The sequence below is a fragment of the Segetibacter sp. genome, assembly GCF_025963695.1.
Classification (GTDB): Bacteria; Bacteroidota; Bacteroidia; order Chitinophagales; family Chitinophagaceae; genus Segetibacter.
The window spans coordinates 1-22,907 of record NZ_JAOQAH010000115.1 but is presented as its reverse complement, the minus strand read 5'-3'; the positions used below and the strand labels follow the sequence as shown (position 1 = coordinate 22,907).

At 39.7% G+C, this 22,907-nt stretch carries 4 protein-coding genes; all 4 read left to right on the top strand.

Annotation, left to right across the window (positions count from 1 at the left end; all coding sequences use genetic code 11):
- The coding region (locus tag JWR87_RS19435) for an amino acid adenylation domain-containing protein (RefSeq protein ID WP_297823417.1) at positions 1-4,477 on the top strand (4,477 nt) is incomplete at its 5' end.
- A 15-nt stretch (positions 4,478-4,492) separates the two neighbouring features.
- Positions 4,493-9,286: a non-ribosomal peptide synthetase gene (locus JWR87_RS19430; RefSeq protein WP_297823415.1), complete on the top strand. Its 4,794-nt coding sequence runs from the start codon at positions 4,493-4,495 to the stop codon at positions 9,284-9,286.
- A gap of 253 nt (positions 9,287-9,539) precedes the next feature.
- On the top strand, positions 9,540-19,259 hold the full coding sequence (locus tag JWR87_RS19425) for a non-ribosomal peptide synthetase (protein ID WP_297823413.1): 9,720 nt from the start codon (positions 9,540-9,542) through the stop codon (positions 19,257-19,259).
- A gap of 38 nt (positions 19,260-19,297) precedes the next feature.
- A partial coding sequence (locus JWR87_RS19420; RefSeq protein ID WP_297823411.1) for an amino acid adenylation domain-containing protein occupies positions 19,298-22,907 on the top strand: 3,610 nt, incomplete at its 3' end.

Sequence of the window (22,907 nt, the reverse complement as noted above, 5' to 3'; positions counted from 1 at the left end):
ACTGCTGGCAGCGCAGCTCGCTCAAAAATCAGAAGCAGTAGTGCTTCCGTCAATAGAAGTGATACGTCCACGACCAGAACATATTCCCTTATCATTCAGCCAGGAAAGATTGTGGTTTATAGATAGGATGGAGGGAAGTCTTGAATATCACGTACCTGCAGTATTACGTTTGAAAGGCGATTTGAATATTGGCGCATTAGAGTACGCGTTGAGAACAATTGTTAACCGACATGAAATACTTCGTACGGTCGTTCGGGAAAAAGATGGACAACCATACCAATTTATAAAAGATAAAGATGGATGGCATTTAACGATCGTAGACGGAATACGCTATAAACAGGACGATAAAAAATTAAAAGAATATACAGAAGAACTGATCAATATTCCTTTCGATTTATCAAAGGATGATATGATGCGCGGGCACTTAATTAAGTTAGGTGAACAGGAATTCGTGTTGGTGCTGACTGTCCATCATATTGCTTCCGATGGATGGTCAAGATCTATTCTTGTAAGAGAGTTAGTACAACTATACAAATCTTTCCACGAGGATTTAAAACTAGAATTAAAGCCCCTGCCGTTACAATTTGCAGATTATTCAATATGGCAACGGAATTATCTGAATGAAAAGAACCTTAACGAAAAGCTTTCATACTGGAAACAGAGGCTGGCCGATGTTGCTCCACTTCAACTACCAACCGACTATGCCCGACCTTCTATACAAAGTACCCGTGGTGCTACCGAAGTGTTGTATTTAGACAAAACTTTATCTGATCAATTGCAGCAGTTGAGCCAGCAACAGGGAACGAGCTTATTCATGACTCTGTTGGCCACGTTTAATGTTCTTCTTCATCGTTACACAGGTCAAAGCGATATCTGTGTAGGTGGTGGAATAGCCGGTCGCTCCCAGCATGAAGTTGAGCAGATAATTGGCTTTTTTGTTAACATGCTTTCATTTAGAAGTGAAGTTTACAGTGATGTTTTATTTGTAGACTTATTAAAGCAGGTAAGGGAGACTACGCTTGAGGCATACGCACACCAGGAAGTGCCTTTTGAAAAAGTAGTGGATACAATAGTTACGGAAAGAGATTTAAGCAGAAACCCCCTGTTCCAGGTTACGTTTATCCTGCAAAATACTCCGGAGGTTCCACAGCTTCAACTGGGCGATGTCGAATTCGTTATAGAAGCATCTGAACACAACACCTCTAAATTCGATTTAACCTTTAGCATAACAGAAAGAAATGCCGAACTCGAAGTGTTGGTAGAATATTGTACCGATCTTTTCAAAAGAGAAACAATTTCAAGAATGCTTGGTCATTTCAAGCAATTACTTACTTCCGTGGCTAACGAGCCAAAGCAAAGGGTAGGTGAATTGCAAATGATGAGCAAAGAAGAAAAGCACCGGTTGCTTGTTGAATTCAATAGCACACATCTACCATATTCCAAAGACAAATCCATAACAGATTTGTTTCAAGAGCAGGTAGCAAAAACTCCCAACAACACAGCTGTTGTATTTAAAAATCTCGAATTAACCTACCACGAATTAAATGAGCGGTCAAATCAGTTAGCTAACTATTTGGTGAAGCAGGGGGTAAATGAGGAGTCACTTGTAGCAATATGCATCGAACGATCATTAGAAATGATGATTGGAATATTGGCTATTTTAAAGGCTGGTGGAGCATACGTTCCAATTGATCCTACTTACCCTATCGAAAGAATACAATTCATAATAAAAGACTCTGCGGCAGCAATAGTCGTAACCAATACACTCCAGGTTCAGAAATTACAAGGTTGCGAGAAAGTGCACTTAATTAAAATAGATGAACAACTTTCAGAAATAAATAAAAACGCCGGACAAAATCTTTCAATAAAAGTTAAACCCGAAAACCTTGCTTATGTAATTTATACCTCGGGTTCTACAGGTAAGCCTAAAGGGGCAATGATTGAACACGGTTCGGTTGTAAACCTTATTAATACTCAAACAAAGACTTTTGATATTGATAGTGCAGAAAGAATTTTACAATTCTCCAATTATTCGTTCGATGCATCGGTCGAGCAAATATTTCTGGCCTTGTTTAATGGTGCAGCGCTCTATTTGTTCCCCGAAGGTTTGCAATTAGAAACACATCTTTTTGAAAGCTTTTTACAGGAAAAGAAAATAACCCATTTACATACAACTCCTTCGTTTCTCGCCAGTTTAGATCCTTATAGCCTGGTCAGTTTAAAGCGGGTTATCGCCGGCGGTGATTTATGCAAAAAAGAACTGGCAGATAAATGGAAGACTAAGGCTGATTTTTATAACGAATACGGACCAACAGAAACTACGGTAACTGCAGTGGAGTATTTGGCGAACTTAGATAGAGACGAGAAAATAAACAATTTGCCGATCGGAAGACCAATTGGAAATGTCTCAACTTACATAGTAGATAAGAACAATAATATTTGCCCTGTCGGTATTCCTGGTGAATTGTATATCGGGGGGGTGCAAGTCTGCCGCGGCTACTTAAATCGTCCTGATTTAACTGCTGAGAAATTTATATCTAATCCATTTTCAGGGAATGGTAATGAGAGATTATATAGAACCGGTGATGTCGCGCGATGGCAGTCCGACGGTAATATTCAGTTTTTAGGAAGAATAGATGACCAGGTAAAAATTCGTGGCTATAGAATTGAAATTGGTGAAATTGAAAATGTTTTAGAAGAAACAGCCCTGGTGGATGAGGCTGCGGTCATCGCGAAACCTGAAGATGAAAGTAATCTTAAACTCATAGGTTACTACGTTCCAGCTATGGAAGTTGTCAAAGCTAAAGAGCGCGAGCTTTATGAGAAGCAGGTGTCAACATGGAACGCTCTTTACAACACCGAATACCTTGCGTCTACACTAGACGAGACTGTAGATCCCGAATTTGACATAATAGGTTGGAACGACAGCTTTACAGGGTTACCTATTCCGGAAGAACAAATGCAATACTGGTTGAAAGATATTGTGGATCTCATTTTTTCTGAGAAGCCGGAGAACGTGTTGGAGATCGGGTGTGGTACAGGTTTAATTTATTATCAGTTGGCAGGGAAGGTGAAAAAATATATAGGAACTGACTTCTCACGCTCGTCCGTCAATCAAATTCAAACCTGGATAAATAAAGGGTTGAGGGATTATGGCAATACTGAACTATATGTTTGTGCTGCCCATGAGGTCAAAATAAAAGAGGAAGAACAGATTGATACGGTAATTATAAATTCAGTTGTTCAATACTTCCCCGGCCAGGACTACATGACTGATGTGGTTCGCAACTCAATTAAACTTTTAAAAGGTAAGGGTAGAATTATTATTGGGGATGTTCGTGACTATCGCTTATTGGAATTATTCCAAAGCCGTTTAAGTATTGAAAAATTTCAACCCTCGGTTAGCCTTAAAGAATTTACATGGGCAGTGCAGCAAGATGTACTAAAAGAGGAAGAGCTTTGTTATTCACCAGACTATTTTTACCACCTTCAATCCATCTTTCCAGAAATAACACATGTTAATATACAATGGAAGAAAGGGTCTTACAGCAATGAGTTGTCATTATATCGTTACAACGTAGTTATTCATGTAGGCGAACAGGTGCAAATTGAGAAGATTGAGTGGAATAAATGGACAGACCAAAACACTATTGCAAATGTTGTCAAAGAACTTGATGTAAGTAAACCCATTGTTGCTATAGCCGATATGCCTAACCCGAGATTGTGGCGGGAGAAAATATTATTTAAGGCTATAGCCGATAAACAGGTAAATATGGTAGGAGGCCTGCTAGACATGGTTGGGACGGAGGGCGATGAAAGTAAAGCAATAACAGACCTGGTAACATATGCGGAAAACAAAGGTTACAATTATAGGTTGCTGTTGGATGAGGAGCTTTTCGGGGTAAATATAATTTTTGAATTAAATAAGTCGAATAAACTTATTCTGCAACCATATCAAAACGTTAGTACTGCCAGGAACAATAAAGGTTATACCAATATTCCTTTATTTTCAGACATAGCTGCCATCCTACAGAAAGATATCCGGGGAACACTGCAACAAAGTTTGCCCGACTATATGGTTCCCGCTGATTTTATTGCAGTCAGTCATTTACCTGTAACAAGTAATGGAAAGGTTGACCGGGCATTTTTAGCAAAAAGAGAAGACAGAGGTATAGTAAATAAGCAGAATTATCAGGCGCCTTCAACTGATGTAGAAATCGCTTTGGCAAACATTTGGAAAGATTTATTGGGTATTGAACGAATAGGGATCTACGACAACTTCTTCGAATTAGGTGGCCACTCACTCCTTGCAATTCGGGTTATTGCTGCTATCAGGGAAAAGTGGGAAGTTGAATTGTTGGTAAAGGATATATTTGAATATTCAACAATTAGTGATTTAAGTAAGTATATTGAAATACAGTTGAACATTTACACGTTAGAAGATGATTCAGCAGAATTTGAAATAGTCACCTTATAGAATAGTTAATATAGAATGATGAATGAAAGGAGTATTATAGATCTGTTGTACCAGGCCAAACAGAACCAGGTAGATATACTTTTGAACGACGGACAGCTTCAACTAAAGCTTCCTAAGAACAAAGGTTTAGATAAGGATCTATTAGAAAGAATAAAGGAAAACAAACAATCTATACTTGATTTTCTTATAAAGAATGAAAGGGGAGACAAATCTGTAAACAAAATAAATAAAGCCGATAGGAATAAAGTTCTTAATCTTCCGCTATCCTATAACCAGGAGGGGCTATGGTTTATTGATCAATTAGAAGGAAGCGTTTCTTATCATTTACCGTCTATTCTAACTCTAACAGGAAGGCTCGATAAAGAGGCCCTGAGTTTTGCATTGAGGACGGTGGTAGACCGTCACCAGGTTCTTCGAACCGTAATACGTACAGAAGAAGGCACCGGTTATCAGCAAGTAAGAGATATTGATGATTGGCAGCTTAATACTATAAACGCCTCCGGATACAAAGACGACCAAAAAGGCCGGGAGCAATTTTTAGAAGGATTGATAAAAAAGCCATTTGACCTTTCAAAAGATTATCTGCTTCGCGCAGATCTCCTTTCTACGGGTGAAGAGGAGCATTTGCTGTTAATAACGATGCATCATATTGCGTCTGATGGCTGGTCATCGTCGATTTTAGTAAGGGAATTGATAGAGTTGTATGAATCCCGGTTGCAAAGCCGGCTACCTAATTTAAAGAACCTCGAGATCCAGTACAGTGACTATGCTGTATGGCAGAGAAATCATCTTACTAAAGACATTTTAGATAAGAAATTAGAATATTGGAAAGATAAGTTGCAGGGAATAGCGCCGCTTCAACTACCAACTGATTTTCCGCGACCTGCTGTTTGGGTACCCACCGGTACAATAAAAAGCTTTCGCATTAACAAAGAACTGTCCGATCAACTGCAATTATTAAGTCAGAAACAAGGTTGCACTTTGTTCATGACATTACTCGCTGCTTTTAAAGTGCTAATGTATCGCTACAGTGGCCAGCAAGATATCTGTATTGGAACTTCACTTGCAGGCAGGCAGCAGAAAGAAACAGAAGATTTAATTGGGTTTTTTATAAATATAGTAGCGTTACGCAGCAATGTTAACGGCGACAACTCCTTTTTAAATTTGTTGCAAGCCGTAAAAGAAACAACACTTGAGGCTTTTGAACACCAGGAGGTGTCTTTTGGAAAAGTGGTTGAGGGGGTAGTAAAGGAAAGGGATCTTAGTAGAAATTCTTTATGCCAGGTGATGTTTGTATTACAAAACACACCCGAAGTTCCTGAGCTGCGGTTAGGTGAATTGGTACTGTCGTTAGCCGGGTACGAGCAAACAACAGCCCAATATGACATCATTGTTAGAATGACTGAGACGGGTGCCGGGTTAACCGGAACCATTCAGTATAGTACCGCACTTTATACCGAGGAGACAATTTACCGGATGGTTGACAATTTTAAAGTGTTGCTGAATTCGGTTGCGACCCGGCCACAAAATGTAGTGGATGGTTTACCATTGTTAACAGACAAAGAAAGAAATAAGCTATTAGTTGAATTTAATGATAGCGCTGCACCATTCCCAACAGATAAAACAATCATTGACCTATTTAACGAGCAGGTAGCTATAAGACCAAATTCTCCGGCAGTTATATTTAAGAATGATCAAATAAGCTTTAAAGAACTCGATGAGCGCTCGAACCAATTAGCGCGCTACTTGCAGAGTCGCGGTGTAAGGCAGGAGATGTTAATCCCCATCTGTATTGAACGGAGTATCGAGATGCTGGTAGGAATATTTGGGATTCTAAAATCAGGAGCGGCGTATGTGCCTGTTGATCCCGAGTATCCAATTGAACGCATTACGTATATGTTAGGTGATACAAATGCAGAAGTGATTTTGGGAAGCGAATCAGTACGATCGAAGTTGGCAGGTTCTCAGGTAGACGCGGTGATAGAATTAGATACTGATTGGTCAGCTATTGCCCGCATGTCGGTACATGCTTTAGATCTGAAGATAAAACCAGGCAATCTTTGTTATGTAATATATACCTCCGGATCAACAGGTAAGCCAAAGGGGGTAATGGTTGAGCATCGAGGTGTGGTTAATCTGGCGATGGGTCAGGCAGAAGCGCTACGATTGAAGCCGGAAATGAAGACACTACAATTTGCTTCTTTCGGCTTCGATGCATCTTGTTATGAGATATTCAATACACTTCTTAGTGGAGGCACTTTAGTCTTAAGCACTAAAGAAGATCTTACTTCTGCCGAAAAAATTAAAGATATTATTCGCACAAATGGAGTAGAACTAGCCGTTCTTCCTCCGTCATATCAAGGCATTATTCTCGACTCGTTAGGTACGCTTAAAACAATTGTATCAGCAGGAGAGCCTTTGAATGAGGTAGTTGGACGACGAATACAAGACCAGGGTGTAAGGCTGATAAACGCATATGGACCAACCGAAAATACCGTTTGCGTAAGTCTCACCGACAATCCAATAAGGCACGATGGGGTAATTGTAATAGGCAAGCCCATCGCTAACGTAAAAGTATATATACTTGATAAGGTTGGGGGGTTATCTCCACTGGGTAGTACAGGTGAAATTTGTGTTTCAGGAGCCCAGGTTGCCCGAGGGTATTTAAACCGAATGGACCTTACAGCAGAAAAATTCATCCCCGATTTATTTAATCAGGATTCGAAATTGCGGATCTATAGAACCGGCGATTTGGGCCGGTGGTTGCCAGATGGCAACATCGAATACCAGGGGCGATTAGATGAACAGGTTAAAATAAGGGGATATAGAATTGAATTAGGTGAAATAGAAAACGTACTACTTCAAAGTGGCATGATCAGCCACGCAGTGGTGGTGGTAAGAGATGATAAAGAAAACCACAAAAGTCTGATCGCTTATGTAGTACCGGATGGGGAGTTTGATAAAAACGCCGTGGTAGTGTATTTGCAAAGTAAGTTGCCGGAGTATATGTTGCCTTCCCGTTGGATCGCAGTTGAAAGCTTTAAACTAACAAGCAGTGGAAAGATTGATCGAAAGGCTTTACCTGATCCCGACGAGAAGTTGGAAGAGAACAACAAATATGAAGCACCGCAAAGTGAATTAGAACAGAAACTGGTGGAAGTTTGGCAGGAACTCCTTGAAGTGGACGACTTGGGGGTACACGATAACTTTTTCGAGCTCGGAGGAGATTCAATTCTCACTATCCAGGTAGTTAGCCGAATGAGGAAGTTGGGTTATCATCTTGAAGTAACTGACATTTTCAACCATCAAACTATATCCGCCCTGGCAGTTTTTATGACTACCCAGGCAGTTGGAGAAGCTAAAGGCGAACAAGGCGTATTGAAAGGTTCAAGCGGTCTCTTGCCTATTCAGCAATGGTATTTCGAAAAAGTGCCGGAGCAGGTTTCTCACTACAATCAAAGTGTATTATTATCAATAGAGAAGTCAGTAGTCGATGCGGAACTAAAGCAGGTGGTCAAACAGCTTCTAATGCACCACGATGCCTTGCGATTCAAATATTATCAAAAGCACGGCGTCTGGCAACAGGAATACCTGGAAGAAATAGAAGATGTTCCTGTTTTTACTGAAGATTTGAAATTTCAACAAGCCGAGTCATTAGGTTTATTAATAAGTGAAACGGCCGATAGGTACCAGAGAAGTCTTGACATCCAAAAAGGAAGGCTATTACAGGTTGTCTTAATTGAAACACCCGCATCAGAGCTTAGAAATCGATTGTTGATTGTAGTACACCACCTGGTAATAGATGGCGTGTCCTGGCGAATATTATTGGAGGAGCTGGAAAATTTATTAAACGCTTCGATAAGCAAAGAGAAAGTTGATTTGGGTACTAAGACAAGTTCGTACCGCCAATGGCATGAGGCACTTAAAAAGTACGGCCAAAGCGCTAATGTAGTTTCTCAAATACCATATTGGCAAAAAGCGGTGAAAGGCTTTAAACCTTTGATGGTTGATAGGGAGTATAAACTTGCAGTTAAGGCAAAGGAAACCGGGTCGCTTAGTGTAAGGCTTAGCCAGGTACAAACAAGAAATTTGGTACAGGAAGTGCCGCGGGTGTACCACACTGAGATAAACGATATGTTGCTTTGTGCCCTGGTTAAAACGATCAGTGATTGGAATGACACCGACACCGTTGTTATTGGTATGGAAGGGCATGGAAGGGAACACATTGCTGATGAAATAGATCTGACAAGAACAGTTGGTTGGTTTACCACCCTTTATCCGTTGACGTTACAAGTGGCTAATGCAGGTGGGCTTGACGATTTAATTAAAACGGTGAAAGAGCAGTTGCGCATGGTTCCGGATAAGGGGCTTGGATACGGTGTTCTTAGATATATAAACAAGGAAGAAACCTTACAAAAAGATACGTGGGACATACAGTTTAACTATCTCGGGCAGCTGGATAATGTAGTCAGAGAAAGTAAACTGCTTGCCGTAGCAAACGAATTGACAGGTGCCGGTAAAAGTGAAGAACACGACGTAACTGAAAAACTTTCGGTAAATAGTTATATAAGGAAAGGTGAATTGGTTTTACATTGGAGTTACAGCACCAGGCACTATAATTCGCCAACAATACAAGGGCTCGCAAATCAATTTGTAACAAATCTTCAATTGTTGATCAGTCATTGCCTGCAGCAAAGCAAATCAGGCGTAGTGTACACCCCTTCTGATTATGGTCTCGGCTCAGCTATAAGTTATGAGGAGCTGGACGCTTTTTTGGAAGATGACAACGATAATATAATGAGTTTTTAATTAAGACTTTTGTCCCCCAACATTAATTTTAGTGTGAGCAGTTGTTGTGTCACTCACTTGTACTGTGGTTCATTATGCAGCCCTTTGTCGACTTATGATGTCTACAGCACAGAATTTTAATCGGTACTATAATAAGAAAAATATAAAAAGCTGCCAATTGATATGTGGGTGAAGTGATTGCGACGCAACAATGAACCCATATAAAACAGAAGCTGGTATTTAGGAAGACAATTTCCACAACCACCCATATTTTATGCAATTACAAGAATTTGTCGCTAATCTTAATAAATCTTATTTTTCGCTAACCGTTGAAAATGGGAAACTGAATCTTATTGGCGACAAGAGTAGATTAACCAACGACGAAATACAGGCAATAAGAAGCAATAAGCAGGTTATAGATTTTATAAAGGATCACAGAGATGAACTGGTGGAATATATTTCGAATAATGGAAAGCCATCAGGTTTTAAAAAAACTAAAGATATATCGTCCATATATCGTTTGAGCGGACTGCAGGAAGGCATGTTGTTTCATGGCCTTTTCAGTCAAAAAGCCGAGGCTTATATCGCCCAATTTGCTTGCGATATCTCTAATGTCAATCTCGTCGTATTTGAAGAAAGCTGGAATTACGTTTTAAAACTCCATAGCATACTTAGAACTGCATTTTATTACGATGCATTCAATATACCTGTTCAGTCTGTTCACAAAGAGGTTAAACTGCCTATCGAAGTAATAGATTTTACGTCGATGAACGAGGCGGAAAAAGCTGCAGCTATCCGGCATTTTGAAAAAGCAGACCGGTTAAAAGGTTTCGACTTTAAGAAGCCGCCCCTGATGCGCATTACATTTATGCAATTGGGAGAAGATCGGTTCAGAATGCTTTGGACAACCCATCACATTCTTTTTGATGGATGGTCGCTGCCCATAATGATGGAAGAGTTCTTAAGCATGTATGAACAAATATTATCAGGTCAGTTAATTAAGTTAAAAGAAGAGGATTTTTACGAGGACTATATCCGATACATAGAACGAAAAGATAAAGCGCAATCTGAACAATACTGGCGCGGTTACCTAAAGGGCTTACAGCAAGGAACACTTTTGCCATTTGTAAATAATACGAGCGAAAGGACAAAAGGGGCGGGGCTATACAAATCCGTATCAATAGACATTGATACGGCTAAAACAGAAGAAATACAAACTTTTGCAAAGCGCAACCGTTTAACTGTAAATACAATTGTACAGGGAGTATGGGCTTACTTACTGCATCAGTATACAGGAAGCAGTAATATAGTGTATGGAGTGATTGTATCGGGTCGTCCTGATGACTTGCCTGCAGTAGAGAGAAAAGTTGGCTTATACATTAATACGTTACCATTACACAGCAGGCTGGATGAAAAGGTAAATATTGTGGAGTGGTTGCAGGAAATGCAAGCCGACCAGGTTAAATCTCGTGAGCACCAGTATTCGCCCTTGCATGAAACTCAAAGATGGTCAGGAATACAAGGTGATCTTTTTGATAGTCTTTTAGTATTCGAAAATTACCCTGTAAGTAAAATTATATCCGCAAAGAAGTGGAGCCTGCAATTTGATAACGTTGAATTAAGCGAGCAAACCAATTATCCTTTAACTGTACTCGTAAACAGCGCCGAACAAATTAATGTAAAATTCAGCTTTAACGACTACTTGCTTGACGAAGCCTACGTGGCCCAGATAAAAGATCAGTTTGAGCATGTTTTAATACAAATTACAGGAGGTAGAATTAAAGAGGTTAGTGAGGTAGAACTTAATACCCCTACACAGAAGCAACAGTTACTTTTCGGCTTTAACAATACACGCGTTTTATATCCTCAAGACAAAACAATTATTGATCTATTTGAGGAACAGGTGGAAAAAGCTCCTGAGTTGGTTGCTGTGGTGTTTGAACAAAAGCAACTAACGTATAGAGAGCTTAATGAAAAATCGAACCAGTTAGCACGTTACTTACATACCCGGGGAGTAGGAGCCGAAACGCTTGTGCCTATATTTATTGAACGAGGCTTAGAGATGGTGGTAGGGGTTCTGGCGATATTGAAGGCAGGTGGAGCCTATGTGCCTATTGATCCCTCATATCCTACAGAAAGGATCGCCTTTATGCTTGAAGACACCCGGGCTTCAATAATTATAACAAGCAGTGCTTGCGCAGCTGGTCTGCCAACTACGAGTCGTTCAAAGGCTATAGAAATTGACAAAGTAGTATTGGATGAACAACCAGTCAACAATCTTAAGGCAAGTATCTCACCCAATCAACTTGCTTATATAATATATACTTCAGGTTCAACTGGCAGGCCTAAGGGTGTAATGATTCAGCATTCGAATGTGTATTCATTTATTTGTTGGTGCCGTACCGAATTTGCTTCAGGCAACTTTGACATCGCATATGCTTCCACTTCAATAAGCTTTGATTTATCTGTATACGAACTGTTCTATCCTTTAGCGGCCGGGAAAAAGATAAGGATAATCGAAAATGGCTTACAAATAAGCAAATACTTACCCGGGGATAACAACGTATTAATAAACACGGTGCCAGTTGTAGTTGGAAACCTGATAAAAGAGGAAGTTAATCTTGATAATATCACTGTAATGAACATGGCGGGCGAGCCTATTTCATTGCACATTAAAGAGAACCTCGACCTGGCAAGGATAGAAGTCAGAAATTTATATGGGCCAACAGAAGATACAACGTACAGTACCCTTTACAGGCTGCGCCAGGAAAAGCCGGTACTTATAGGGAAACCTATTGCAAATACTCAAATCTTTATAATTAACAACCTCCATCAACTGTCACCCGTAGGAGTCGTAGGGGAAATATGTATAGGCGGAGCAGGGGTAGCTCGGGGATATTTTAACAGGCAGGAATTAACAGCAGAGAAGTTCGTAAAAAATACGTTTACTACGGAACAAGGCTCGAAGCTTTACAGAACCGGCGACCTGGGACGGTGGCTACCAGATGGAAACATAGAATACCTTGGAAGAATAGATGACCAGGTAAAAATCAGGGGATTTAGAATTGAGTTGGGAGAAATAGAAAGTGTACTGCAGCAGAGCGGATTAGTTCGCCAATCTGTTGTGGTAGCTAAAGAAGATGCCAACAAAAATAAACGACTAGTTGGGTATGTGGTAAGCGAAGGTTTATTTAATACAGAAGCTGCTAATGCGTATTTAAATAGTAAGCTTCCAGATTTTATGGTGCCGGCAGTTTGGGTACAACTTGAAGGCTTTCCTTTAACTGCCAATGGAAAAATAGATAAGAAGGCTTTACCAAATCCTGAAATAACAGGTACCAAAAACCGGGAATTTGTAGCACCGCGAAATGAAATAGAACAGAAGTTAGCAGACACATGGCAGGAAATATTAGGCTTAGAAAAGGTAGGCATCTACGATAATTTTTTTGAACTGGGAGGGCATTCTATACTTGCAATGCAAGTAATTTCGTCCTTGCGTCGCAAATTAAAACTTGAAGTAGGTATAAAAGACCTGTTTTTGTATCCTACTATTGCTGCCTTTTCAGAAGGCCTCCTGGTTAGTAGCAATACCCATGAAGCCTTAGAACCTACTATTAAGGTTGTAAATCCACGGCCCGAACATATACCCTTATCTTTTAGCCAGGAAAGGCTGCATTTTATTGACCAGTTAGAAGGATCAGTTGCTTATCACATGCCGGCGGTTCTGAGATTAAAAGGAAGGCTGGATGTTAGGGCGTTGAGCAGTTCTCTCAAAAAAATAGTTGAGCGGCATGAAATTCTTAGAACGATAATAAGGGACCACGAGGGTCAACAGTTCCAGGTTGTTCTACAACATGAAAATTGGAAGCTGAATATTGTTGACAGTGTTGCGGATGGAATTGAGAAAAGCACGACCGGGCAAATTCAGGAATTAATTCAACGACCTTTTAATCTGTCAACAGATTATATGCTTCGTGCAGATTTGATCACTGCAGGCAATGACAACAATATTCTTGTAGTTACAATGCACCACATAGCCTCTGATGGTTGGTCTGTATCTATACTCGTAAAAGAGGTTGTTGAATTGTATAGTTCCTATACGGAACAACGTTCTTTTAATTTAGAGCCTCTTTCAATTCAATATGCTGACTATTCAATCTGGCAGAGAACTTTTTTGCAGGGCGACCATTTGGATAAAAAAGTGAGCTATTGGCAAGCAAAATTAGCAGGTATTGCGCCACTGAATTTACCAACTGATTATCCCCGTCCTGTTGTGCAAAGTGCGAAGGGGGATGTAGGTTTTTTTACAATAGATAAAGAGCAATTACAGAAGTTACAGACGCTAAGCAAGCAGCGTGGTGCCACGTTATTCATGACCTTACTTGCTGCTTTTAAAGTGTTGTTGTATAAGTATACCGGGCAGCAGGACATTTGCGTAGGCACCCCTACAGCAAACCGAACCTATAAAGAACTGGAAGGTTTGATAGGGTTTTTTCTCAATACGATTGCCCTGCGTAGCAAGATTGATGGAGGTGACGCCTTTGACGTGCTATTGGAACAAGTTAAAAAAACAACACTTGAAGCTTTTGAACATCAGGATATACCTTTTGAAAAAGTGGTAGAAGCCGTAGTGAAAGAAAGAGACCTAAGCAGAAATGCACTTTTTCAGGTATTGTTTACTTTACAAAATACCCCCGAAATACCACGGGTGCGGCTTGGTAATGTAGAACTATCATCAGAGGAGTTTGAAAATAAAAGCTCAAAATTTGACTTATCCTTTAATGTAAGGGAATTGCCAACTGGACTTGTTGGAGGTATTGTTTTTAATACAGACCTTTTTGCTAAAGAGACAATTCAGAGAATGTCTGGTCATTTCATTGAACTGTTATCGGTTATTACGGAAAAGCCAACCATAAAAATTGCCGCTATTCCTATAATCTCGGCAAAAGAAGAATATCAAATATTAAGGGAGTTTAACAAAGCGCTGGATAGGCAAGTGGAGGAAAAAACTTTAGTGCAATTATTTGAAGAACAGGTCGCAGCCACTCCTGGCAATACAGCTTTAGTTTTAGGTAACAAGAAATTATCTTACAAGGAACTCAACAGTCTTTCAAACCAGCTGGCTCACTTTTTACAAAGCCACAACGTGCAGCAGGGAACTATTGTTCCTATTTGTATTGATCGTTCTTTTGAAATGATGATCGGCATTCTTGCTATCCTAAAATCAGGCGGCGCTTACGTTCCAATCGATCCTGATTATCCTGAAGAAAGAATAGGCTTCATGCTAAGGGACACAAACGCTCATGTTATTCTAACCTCTAAAATTCATTCTGATAAATTAAAAGCCATCCGCAAAAGTTCGGAAATAATTGTCTTAGATAGTCAATGGGATAAAGTTGCAAGTCAACCAACTGGCAACTTAAGTGCAGGCATTACAGTAAAAGACCTTGCTTATGTGCTTTACACTTCTGGCTCTACAGGAACCCCCAAAGGTGTTCAGATAGAACACAATTCAATTGCTCAACATCTTGTCTGGTTTACTGCCGAGTATAAAATAGCGCAGGAAGATAGCTCTCTTTTAATTTCATCATTTAGCTTCGATGGAGCAATGACCGCCATTTGGCCCGTACTGGTAAAAGGTGGATCGCTTCACCTGCCGATGAGCAACGAATTAGATCCCAAGGAGGTTTTGAACTATATCTATCAAAACTCCATTTCTTATATTAAAACCCTACCTGGCATTTTTAAAGAGCTTATAAATGCTGATAATTTCACTGCTCATGATGTTTGCAAATCTCTCAGGCTTATCATTCTCGGCGGCGAAAAGATAAATATCGCCGATGTAGAAATGTATCTATCTTATTACCCAAGGGCCACTTTTTCGAATCATTATGGCCCTACTGAGTGTACAGTTTCATCAGCGTTCTATATAATTAACCACAACAATCTCAAAAAATACAATAAACAGTCCGTCGTCGGAAAGGCAGTTGCAAATACAGATATTTATATAGTAGGAGAGGAAGGATTGCTAAATCCAATAGGTGTTCCGGGAGAAATTTGTATTGGTGGCTTGTGCGTCGCGAGGGGTTATTTAAATAATGAAGATCTTACAAAAAATAAGTTTGTTTCTAACCCTTTCAGCAGTGATTTAGGTGGAAGGATGTATAAAACGGGTGATGTTGGCAGATGGCTGGCAGATGGAAATATTGAATTTATTGGCAGAAAAGACGAACAGGTAAAAATTCGTGGATACAGGGTTGAGCCGGGGGAGATAGAGAATGTTCTGCTGCAAAGTTCATCCGTTCGCGAAGCTGTCGTTATTGCTAAGGAAGATAATTCCGGTACCAATATGTTGGTTGCATGTATAGTGCCCCAACAGGTTTTTAATAAAGATCATATTCTTGCATTTTTGAAGGATAGGCTTCCCGGTTTTATGATACCTTCCATTATCATTGAAGTGTCAGCTTTTCCAACCACACCTAACGGAAAGATTGATAAAAAAGCCTTGGTTCAATTGAGTGTGTCATCTCAGGCTAAGACAGAATATAAAGCTCCCCGAAACAGCACAGAAGGAGCAATCGCAAGTATTTGGCAAAATTTGTTGAAACTGGAACAGGTGAGCGTAGATGATAATTTTTTTGAAGTCGGCGGCCATTCTCTCTTAGCCATGCGGGTAGTGTCATCTATTCGTAAGCAACTTCAGGTTGAACTTTCAATAAAAAGCTTATTTCTTCATCCTACGGTTGAAGGATTGGCTGGTTTTATCCAAAAACAGGAAAAAGGAATTTTACTTCCATCCATTGAAGTTGCCCCACGACCGGCAAAGATTCCTCTATCATTTAGCCAGGAACGGTTATGGTTTATTGATCAACTGGAAGGAAGTGTTCAGTACCATATTCCTGCAGTATTACGACTGAAAGGTAATTTAAACATCGAGGCATTAAGAAATGCACTACAAGCAGTGGTTAGGAGGCACGAAGTTCTTAGAACTGTGATTAGGCAGGAAAAAGGTTTTGGGTATCAATACATCCTTCCCGACGAGCAACCAGAGTTGGAATTTATAAATGAGAAAAGATACAAGGAAGATCAGGAAGAATTAAAAACATTGATTTTTCAGAAGATGAAGAAACCATTCGATTTGTCAAACGATCTAATGGCACGGGCGACATTAATTCAACTGGGTGACGAGGAGTACGTTTTGGTGATTACAATGCATCACATAGCTTCTGACGGCTGGTCCACTTCTATTTTTGTAAAAGAGGTTATAGAGTTATATGAAAGAGGTGTAAAAGGTGAGCGCTCTCATTTGGCTCCTCTTAAACTGCAGTATGCTGATTATTCTATCTGGCAACGCAACTACTTGCACGATGAAGTTCTCAATAAAAAGATTAGTTACTGGAAGGAAAAGCTGGCGGACCTTTCTCCTCTAAATATGCCGACAGATTCGCCCCGGCCTGCTATTCAAAGCTCAAGAGGATCTGTTGTAAATTTTACTATTGAAAAGGAACTTTCTGATAAACTAATTACAGTAAGCAAAAAGCAGGAAGTTACATTATTCATGACGTTGCTTACAGCTTTTAAAGTTCTGTTGCATAAGTACACAGGGCAGGAGGACATCTGCATAGGTACCCCGGTTGCAGGACGTATGCAGGAGGAGGTTGAAGGGCTGATAGGATTTTTTCTTAACACGCTTGCTATACGTACTCATCTAAACGCAGAAATTCCTTTCACCAGCTTACTGCAAGTTGTAAAGGAAACAACTCTTGAGGCGTTTGAACAGCAGGATGTACCCTTTGAGAAAGTAGTTGAAGCCGTAGCAAGTGAAAGGGATATGAGCCGCAGGCCGGTTTTCCAGGTAATGTTTGTATTGCAAAATACTCCCGAAATTCCAAATATTAACCTTTCTGACATTCAGGTGTATAACGAGGTTCTTCCGCATACTACATCAATGTTTGATTTTACCCTCAGTCTTAAAGAAACGAGGGAGGGGTTGATGGGCGGTATAGAATATTGTACTGATTTATATAACGAGAAGTCGATAGCGCAATTAATCAGTTGTTTTAAAGAGCTGCTTTTGTCAATTGTAGCGGAACCTAAAACGCAGATAGGTCAGTTGAGGATTTTAAATCACGAGCAAGAGCTGCGACTATTAGAGGATTTAAATAATAAGCATTCAAATTATCCTAAACACAAAACAATTATAGATCTTTTTGAGGAACAGGTTGCTAAAACTCCAAACGCTACAGCAGTCATTTATGGAGATGAGGAGATTTCCTATTTACAACTTAATGAAAGAGCGAATTGCTTGGGTGACTATTTGAGAAATAAGGGCGTAAAAGAAGAAGTATGTGTTCCTATATGTATTGAGCGAAGCTTGAAGTTGATTGTAGGGATATTGGGAATTTTGAAGGCCGGAGGAGCTTACGTACCAATAGATGCAGATTACCCCGCTGAAAGGATAAAATTTATGCTTGAAGATGTGTCAGCAACGTTAATAATAACCAGTTGCGAAAGCAGCAACAAATTGCAAGGACAGAGCGGAGTTGAGTTATTTAACATAGACAAAGATTTGACAGAGATAAGTAGCCAGTCGAAAAAGAATGTCGAAGCGCAGCTGCAGCCATCCAGCTTGGCATATGTTATTTACACTTCCGGTTCAACCGGAAGGCCTAAAGGAGTAATGGTTGAACATGGCAACGTTGTAAGCCTGGTTAAAGAAGTTGATTATGTACTTTTTACAGAGAAAGATGTCTTGCTGTCAACCGGATCACCCTCTTTCGATGCTACCACTTTTGAATACTGGGGCATGTTGCTAAACGGCGGACAACTGGTACTAACTACAGAAAACACATTACTTGACAGCACGTTACTTAAATCAGAGATTACAAAAAGGAAAGTAACAAAAATGTGGTTTTCCTCTAGTTGGTTCAATCAACTGGTAGAAACAGACATTACTGTTTTTTCACCCTTAGAGACTATACTGGTAGGTGGAGAAAGGCTGTCTGAAAAACACATAGAAAAAGTACGGCAAAGATTTCCTTTGATAAAAGTTATAAACGGATATGGTCCAACTGAAAACACCACCTTCTCACTGACTTATGGTGTAGAAGCTAAAGAACTACATAATTCGATTCCAATTGGCCGTCCGTTAAGCAATCGAACTGCTTATATCGTCAATGGCAATGGACAATTAGTACCAATAGGTGTACCAGGCGAAATTTTGTTAGGTGGGGCTGGGCTGTCAAGAGGTTATTTAAACAGGGCCGGGTTAACAGCTGAGAAATTTGTAAAAAACCCATTTACCAAACAAAAAGGTTCGAGGCTGTATAAAACAGGAGATTTAGGAAGGTTTTTACCCGACGGAAACGTAGAGTATCTTGGAAGGATAGATAATCAGGTTAAAATAAGAGGTTTTAGGATAGAATTACAGGAAATTGAAAATGTATTGCAACAGAATCCTGCGGTTTCACAGTCTTTAATTGTGGCAAAAACTGATATGGAAGGGAATAAATCGCTGGTAGCATACGTTGTACCGCTGGAAAAGTATGATGAATTGGGCTTGATATCATATTTAAAGGAAAAGTTACCAGCTTATATGATACCTCAATTATGGGTAGAGCTTGAAAAAATGCCGCTTACCTTAAATGGTAAAGTTGATTTAAGAGCATTACCCGATCCTAAGGAGAGTTTTACAAAAAGGCAGGAGATAGTAATTGCAGGCTCTGAAACAGAGAAGAAACTGGTTGAAATATGGGAGGAGCTGTTGGGAGTAGAACCGATTGGAGTTACAGATAACTTCTTTCAACTAGGAGGACACTCGCTAATGGTGATGCAGTTGAAATCTATAATTCACGAAAAGTTGAAAGTTGAACTAGAGATTAAGGATTTGTTCCAATATCCTACAATTAAGGAAATAAGCAGATTTTTAGATGTCCGGTCAGGTAACACTGGTCAGGGAGATCCATCTGAAGAATTTGAACTATTGGTTATTTAAATTTAATTAGTAGAAAATTAAAAATAATAATACCGGGAATGTTTGATAAAGCGATTGACATATTATACTCAGCAAAACAAGATGGAATAGACATTGTTTTGAATGAAGAAGAGCTGCATGTTAAACTTCCAAAAAATAGAAGTTTTAATAAAGACCTGTTAGGTGAAATAAAAGGTAATAAGCAACAAATAATTGACTTCTTAAAAAGTAGTTCAAGGGTTAATGGTGATTATATTAGAATTGAAAAGTTCGATAGAAAAGCAATAAGGTCAATTCCTGCTTCATTTAGTCAGCAGCGGCTATGGTTTATCGACCAATTGGAGGGTAGTACAAATTATCATATTCCTGCTGTATTACGCTTAAAAGGACAAGTGCATGTTGAAGCACTTGAGTTTGCTTTAAAGACAGTTTTGCAGAGGCATGAAGTTCTTCGTACAGTACTTAAAGATGAGGATGGACAGGTTTTTCAACACATTTTGGATAGTGCAGATTGGCGCCTGGAATTTATAAACGACAATAAATACAACGACCAGGTTTTATTAAGTAAACTGGTTGGGGAATTTCAGATGCAGCCCTTTGATTTATCTTCCGATTACATGCTTCGTGCAACTCTTGTTACTATTTCCAGTGATGAGCACTTGCTGTTAGTAAACATGCACCATATTGCTTCTGACGGTTGGTCTATGTCGGTTCTTGTAAAAGAAGTGGTGGAACTGTACTCGTCGTTCACAGAAAATCGCTCGCCAAGATTAGAAACATTACAATTGCAATATGCCGACTTTTCGGTTTGGCAACTTAACCATCTTAAGGGTGAGGTTTTAGATAGGAAGCTGGGCTATTGGAAGAAGAAATTGGAAGGTTTGGAGCCGCTTAGCCTTCCCACCGACTATAGTCTAAACGGTGGGCAGTTACAGGGCGGAGCATACAAACTTACAGTAGATAAAAAACTAGCTGAAGAATTACAATCACTAAGTCAGGACAAAGGAACCACTCTTTTCATGACTCTTCTTACTGCTTTCAAAGTTCTTCTTTACAATTATACAAATCAGGAAGACATTTGTGTTGGAACCCCTATTGCAGGAAGGCAACAACCTGAGATTGCTAGTTTGATAGGTAATTTCGTTAACACCCTTGCTTTAAGAAGTCACATTTCTCCTGATGCAACATTCGAGACACTTTTGCAGCAAGTTCGGGCTACAACTCTTGAAGCTTACCAAAACCAGGAAGTTCCTTTTGAAAGAATAGTCGAAATATTACCGGTAGAAAGGAGTGCAGGTAAAAGCCCAGTCTTTCAGGTCGTGTTTGCTGTTCAAAATACACCAGAAGTGCCGGTAATACAATTGGGTAATCTGCAGTTATTAAATAACAATTCTTCTTCTTACAATTCAACAAAGTTTGATTTAACTGTAACCGTTTCAGAGGCTGCTGATGGCCTCAACATCGGTATTGATTATGGAGCAAATTTGTTTGCTGCAGATACGATAGAAAGATTGGCGACAAATTTTAAAGAATTACTTAAATCAATAGTTACACAGCCACAAAAAGAGATAAAATTTTTACGGGTACTTTCAGTAGAGGAGGAGCATAAGCTATTAGTAGAGTTTAGTAGTAAAGAGATAGCTTATCCCCGGCAGAAAACGATAATAGACTTGTTTGAAGAGCAGGTGTTACTGTCGCCGGGTTCTACTGCCTTGGCTTTTGGTAGTCACGAACTTACGTATCGGGAGCTTAATGAGCTTTCAAATAAACTTGCACATTACTTAAGAAGTAAGGGAATTAGAGAGGAGACTTTAGTTCCTATTTGCATGGATCGCTCTTTAGAGTTAATCGTAGGAATTTTAGGGATACTGAAAGCAGGAGGAGCATATGTTCCTATTGATCAAAAATATCCGGTCGCCCGTATTGCTTATATGCTTGATGATACTTTCGCTGACCTAATTGTTTGCAGCAAAAGTACTATCAACAAACTTGAAGAAGCAGGCGGACGTAACTTTTTAGCATTAGACAGTGATTGGGAAACTATCAGTGCTTTTTCATCCGAAAATTTACATGTTCCTTTAACCCCTGCGAGTCTTGCCTATGTTATATACACCTCCGGTTCAACAGGTAATCCTAAGGGGGTAATGGTAGAACACAAAGGGGTGGTAAGTCTTGTAAAAGGTGTTGATTATGCCTCTTTGACCAATAAAGAGGTTCTACTTTCCATCAACTCTCCTTCTTTCGACGCTACTACGTTTGAGTACTGGGGCATGTTATTAAATGGAGGGCAGTTAGTTGTCTATAGGGAAAGTAATTTATTAGATAATGAAGCTCTAAAAGAGGAAATAAGGAGGAGAGGGGTGAGCGTTATGTTGTTTACTACGAGTTGGTTTAACCAATTGGTAGAGACAGATATTGAAGTTTTCGAAGGATTGGAAACGCTAATTGTAGGGGGTGAAAAGTTATCCGAGCAGCACGTTCAAAAGTTTAGAATAGCAAAGCCTTCCATACATATTATCAATATGTATGGTCCGACAGAAAATTCAAACTTTTCTACAAACTATACAATTAAAGAAACAATAATAGGTAGGCCTGTCCCAATTGGTCGAGCTATAAATAATCGGACTGCTTATATATTAAATTCGGCAGGAGGATTAGCCCCAATAGGTGTCAGTGGAGAAATTCATGTGAGTGGCCCAGGTCTCGCAAGAGGGTATTTGAATAAAGCAGAATTAACAAACGATAAGTTTGTTCCTAATGTTTATAGTAAGGGATCGGAGCAAAGAATGTACAAGACGGGTGATTTCGGTCGCTGGTTGAGTGATGGAAATATTGAGTATGTAGGAAGAGTGGATGACCAGGTTAAGATCAGAGGCTTTCGTATAGAACTGGGGGAGATTGAGAGCGCAATTCTACAAAGTGAATTTGTAACTAATGCTGTGGTACTGGCAGTTAAAGATAAAGAAGGTCAAAAGCGGTTGGCTGGTTATATAGTAGTTGAAAAAGAAAAATTTGATAAAGCTGCTTTTACTGCCGGCTTGCATTCCAGGCTGCCTGATTTTATGGTTCCAACGTTATGGGTTGAACTGGAAAGTTTTCCAATAACCCCTAATGGTAAAATAGACAAAAAAGCACTCCCTGATCCTGATTTAAATCTTCAATTCAATCAGGAATACGTAGCACCGCGAAACGAAGTAGAAGTAAGGTTAGCTCAAATTTGGGAACAGGTACTACGTGTAGACAAGGTGGGTATTTTCGATAACTTTTTTGAATTAGGTGGACATTCATTGTTGGCGTTGCGATTAGTGTCGGCAATGCAAAGGGAGTTTTCAGTGTCAATTCCTATTAAAGAAGTTTTTACAAATCCTACAATTGCTGCTTTATCAGTCCCGATTACAAATTCAGCGAAACTTTCTTCGGTACCAACTATTAAGAAAATAGCTCCCCGACCTCAGATAATTCCTACTTCCTTTAGTCAGGAACGCTTGTGGTTTATGGATCAACTGGAGGGAAGTCTTGAGTATAACATACCGGCCACGCTTCGTCTCATTGGCCAGTTAAACATATCTGCTTTAGAGCGATCTTTATCAGCGATAGTAGATCGCCATGAAGTATTGCGAACAGTTTTCAGGGAGCAGGGCGGACAACCCTATCAATTTATAAAAGAGA

Excerpts from the sequence above, each read along its gene's own strand:
- JWR87_RS19430 (WP_297823415.1), top strand. The coding sequence starts at position 4,493 with ATGATGAATGAAAGGAGTATTATAGATCTGTTGTACCAGGCCAAACAG.
- JWR87_RS19425 (WP_297823413.1), top strand. The coding sequence starts at position 9,540 with ATGCAATTACAAGAATTTGTCGCTAATCTTAATAAATCTTATTTTTCG.